The sequence below is a fragment of the Thermus sp. genome (assembly GCF_037444525.1).
Lineage (GTDB): Bacteria > Deinococcota > Deinococci > Deinococcales > Thermaceae > Thermus.
The window spans coordinates 1-3,412 of sequence record NZ_JBBIMD010000103.1 but is presented as its reverse complement, the minus strand read 5'-3'; the positions used below and the strand labels follow the sequence as shown (position 1 = coordinate 3,412).

The window sequence follows — 3,412 nt, the reverse complement described above, 5'->3', positions numbered from 1 at the left end:
GGGAGAGGTAGACTGGGTATGGGGGTCTTGGGTGTGTTCATAAGAACCAAAGACCCCCTTTCCTTTTGTCCTGTCAAGGTCTATGCAGGTGAATAACCGAAAGGGGGGTGCGAAGAGATGGATAGCCTTGATCTGGCTCGAGGGCAGGCTCACCTCCACCTCCGCGGGCACGTTGGCCCCGCTCTCCGCGATGGCGGGCATGTTGAGCTTGATGGCATCCGAGGGGGTGAGGTCCTTAAAGCCCTTGCCCAAAGTCTCCTGGAGGGCCTTCTCCAGGTGGGCCAGATCCTCGCCCTCCAGGGCCTGAGCCCTTGCTGGAAGGCCAGCTACGGCCAGGGCCCCGAGGGCCAAGCCGGTGGTCTTGAGAAAACCTCGCCTATTCACACGCACCTCCTTTGGCGCACATCTGGCGCAGCTCCTCCAAAAACTGCGCCCGGGGCCGGCTGCCAAAAAGCCGGCCCACCTCTTCCCACGCCCCCCCTTTGGGGACGAGGAAGACAAAGGTGGGGGTGCCCGGCACCCGGTAGCGCCGGGCCAGGTCTTGACCCTCGAGGGTGTCCGTGGGCACGGAGGCCACCACAAAGCGGCCCTCTAGGAGTCCGGACACCCTGGGGTCCGAGAGGACGAAGGTGTTCATCTGGTCGCAGTAGGGACAGTGGGCGCTGTGGAAGTAGACCATGACCACCCGCCCGTGGGCTTGGGCCAGGGCCAAGGCCTGGCCGTAAGGGTACCAGCGGGCGAAATCGTCCTGGGCGCCCTTCACCCACCCCAGGAGAACCATCAGGAGCGCTGCCATCCCGTAGCGGTGCATACACTACCCCACATGGGTACAACCCAGGTACATTTGTACCTTACCGCACCCCTAGGAGCTTGTCAACAAAATACATCCTTCACAAAGGAGACTGAACCGCGGACAAGCCGGGGTTCCCCAAGCAAACAAGGACTTGGCCCCTTTATGCCGGGGAGGTCCGGCCAACGCTTTCCGCAAGGGAAAACCCAATACGGGTAAACGCGAACGCCCCCAACTTAACCCCTAAGGGCATGGGCCAAGGGAGACCCCAACCGGCCGTTCTTTTACCCAAAGCCCCTGCGCACTAGCTTAAGCGAAGCTAAAGTTACACCCCTTGACGCATGCTTGGGGACAAAATACCCTATCCCCAGGAGGGTTAACGATGAAGCGGATCCTTTTGGGGCTTCTGGTTTTGGGCAGCCTGGCCTTGGCCCAGGCAGACGGCGCTAAGCTCTACGGCCAGTGCGCGGGGTGCCACCAAGCCACCGGGCAGGGCGTGCCCGGGGCCTTCCCGGCTCTGGCGGGCCACTTGAGCGAGATCCTGAGCCTCAAGGGCGGGCGGGGATACTTGATCCTGGTTCTCCTCAACGGCCTCCAGGGCCCGATTGAGGTAAAGGGGATGAAGTACAACGGGGCCATGCCCGCTTTCGGCCAGCTCAAGGACGAGGAGATCGCCGCCCTCCTGAACCACCTCGCCACCGCCTGGGGGGACGACAAGAAGGTGAAGGACTTCAAGCCCTTCACCGCCGCCGAGGTGAAGGCCTTGAGGGCTAAGAAGCTCACCCCCCAGCAGGTGCTGGAGGAGCGGAAGAAGATTGGCCTGAAGTAAAGGGGTACGAGCCCTGGGCGGTCCCGGGAGGTTCCCGGGGCCTCTGCTTTAATGGGAGGGTGCTGGAGCTTAGCCTAAAGAAAGCGTTTCCCGGCTTCCGCCTCGAGGCCCACCTGGAGGCGGCGGAAGGGGAGGTCCTGGCCCTCTTGGGGCCCTCGGGGAGCGGAAAGAGCACCCTTTTGAAGCTCGTCGCCGGCCTCCTCCCCCCGGACCGGGGCTTCGTGCGCTTTAGGGGAGAAGACCTCACCCACCTCCCCCCCGAAAGGCGCAAGGTGGGCTTCCTCTTCCAGGACTACGCCCTCTTCCCCCACCTCACCGTGGCGGAGAACATCGCCTTCGGGCTGGTGGAGGCCCGTTGGCCCAAAGGGGAGCGGGAAAGGCGGGTGGCCGAGCTCCTTACAAGGATGGAGCTCACCCCCCACGCCCAGAAGAAGCCCCAGGCCCTCTCCGGAGGGGAGCAGCAGCGGGTGGCCCTGGCCCGGGCCCTGGCCCCAAGGCCCAGGCTCCTCCTCCTGGACGAGCCCCTGGGGGCCCTGGACCGAAGGCTTAGGGAGGAGCTCCTCTTCTTCCTGCGGAAGACCCTGCGGGAAGAGGGGGTCACCGCCCTCCTGGTGACCCACGACCAGGAGGAAGCCTTCCTCCTGGCCCACCGCCTGGCCCTCCTGAGAGCGGGGCAGGTGGTGCAGGTGGGGCGGCCGGAGGAGGTCTACGAGAGGCCCAAGGACGCCTGGACCGCCCGCTTCCTCGGCCACAAAAACCTCCTCTCCCCCAAGGAGAGCGAGGCCCTGGGCCTTCCCCCACGGCCCCACCTCCTTCCCCCAAGGGCCCTAAGGCCCGGCGGGGGATTGGAAGGGGTGGTGGAGGAGCGGCTTTTCTTTGGGGGCCGGGTGGGGCTTTGGGTGCGGGTAAGGGGGGTCAGGCTCTACCTCGAGGCCCCCGAGGGCCCGAAAGAAGGCACCCCCTTCCCCCTCGCCCTGGAGCCCAGCCTGGCCCTCCCCCTGGAGGAAGGATGAAGCGCTTCGCCCTGCTCTTAGGCGGGCCCCTTCTGGTGACGGAGGCCCTGAAGGAGAGGCTTACGGGCTACCGCTTCCTGGCCGCGGACTCCGGGGCCCGGCACGCCCTGGCCCTCGGGGTAGTGCCGGAGCTTTGGCTTGGGGACATGGACTCAAGCCCCCCCTGGCTCCAGGAGGCCCTAGAGGCCCCCAAGGAGACCCTCCCCCGGGCCAAGGGCAAGACGGACGGGGAGGCCCTGCTGGAGCGGGCCCTGGTCCTGGGGGCGGGGGAGGTCCGCCTCCTTGGGGGGATTGGGGGCCGGCTGGACCACACCCTGGCCCACCTGAACCTGGCCTTCGCCCTGGCCGAAAAAGGCCTCGAGGTGGAGCTCACGGACGGGCTCACCCGGGCCTTCCCCCTCCTCCCCGGGGCGCACACCTTCCCCCTCCCCCCCGGCACCCCTTTCAGCCTCCTCCCCTACCCCGAGGCCACCTTGGGGGTGGAAGGGGCCCGCTGGAACCTCCCCCCTACCCCTTTAGGGACCACCACCCTCACCCTGGAGAACGAGGCCTTAGGGCCCATCCGGGTGGAGGTGGCGGCAGGCCGGGCCGTGCTCTACCTCTTCTAGGGCTTTCCTTGGAGTACGCCTTTATTATACACCAGTTTGCGGAGTTGTAAAGGGGTTGTAGTTGGCCAGCACATTTGAGACTCTGTGGGGACCCCCTCCTCCTTGAGCTTAGCCAGGAACTCCAAGGGCGCAAGACCCCCCAAAGCCCGGTGCGGCCTCCGCCCGTTGTAGT

5 protein-coding genes and 1 pseudogene are annotated in these 3,412 nt (G+C 65.9%); 3 read left to right on the top strand and 3 right to left on the bottom strand.

The features are described 5' to 3' along the window. Both WKI94_RS11640 and WKI94_RS11635 read right to left on the bottom strand, forming a co-directional pair. Positions 1-384: thiosulfate oxidation carrier protein SoxY (locus WKI94_RS11640; RefSeq protein WP_337845890.1), on the bottom strand; the 384-nt coding region annotated here is incomplete at its 3' end. Beyond that, complete coding sequence (locus WKI94_RS11635) at positions 377-796, bottom strand: thioredoxin family protein (protein ID WP_337845891.1); 420 nt, start codon at positions 794-796, stop codon at positions 377-379. The genes WKI94_RS11635 and WKI94_RS11640, both read right to left, overlap by 8 nt. A gap of 376 nt (positions 797-1,172) precedes the next feature. Here WKI94_RS11635 and WKI94_RS11630 point away from each other — a divergent pair, with 376 nt between their 5' ends. The 3 genes from WKI94_RS11630 to WKI94_RS11620 are packed head-to-tail and all read left to right on the top strand — an operon-like array spanning position 1,173 to position 3,240. Then, positions 1,173-1,619: a cytochrome c gene (locus tag WKI94_RS11630; RefSeq protein ID WP_337845889.1), complete on the top strand. Its 447-nt coding sequence runs from the start codon at positions 1,173-1,175 to the stop codon at positions 1,617-1,619. Positions 1,620-1,678: 59 nt separating this feature from the next. Further along, entirely contained in the window at positions 1,679-2,632 is a 954-nt protein-coding gene (locus tag WKI94_RS11625) for an ABC transporter ATP-binding protein (protein ID WP_337845888.1), read from the top strand. Continuing rightward, a complete protein-coding gene (locus tag WKI94_RS11620; protein WP_337845887.1) occupies positions 2,629-3,240 on the top strand; it encodes a thiamine diphosphokinase in 612 nt (203 codons plus the stop codon). The genes WKI94_RS11625 and WKI94_RS11620 overlap by 4 nt, the downstream gene beginning before the upstream one ends. 24 nt (positions 3,241-3,264) lie before the next feature. Here WKI94_RS11620 and WKI94_RS11615 read toward each other — a convergent pair. Continuing rightward, a pseudogene (locus WKI94_RS11615) lies at positions 3,265-3,412 on the bottom strand (transposase); the annotation flags it as partial.

What these genes read in the sequence shown, in the direction of transcription:
- WKI94_RS11630 (WP_337845889.1), top strand. Translation starts at nt 1,173, where the DNA reads ATGAAGCGGATCCTTTTGGGGCTTCTGGTTTTGGGCAGCCTGGCCTTG.
- WKI94_RS11620 (WP_337845887.1), top strand. Translation starts at nt 2,629, where the DNA reads ATGAAGCGCTTCGCCCTGCTCTTAGGCGGGCCCCTTCTGGTGACGGAG.
- WKI94_RS11635 (WP_337845891.1), bottom strand. Translation starts at nt 796, where the DNA reads ATGGCAGCGCTCCTGATGGTTCTCCTGGGGTGGGTGAAGGGCGCCCAG.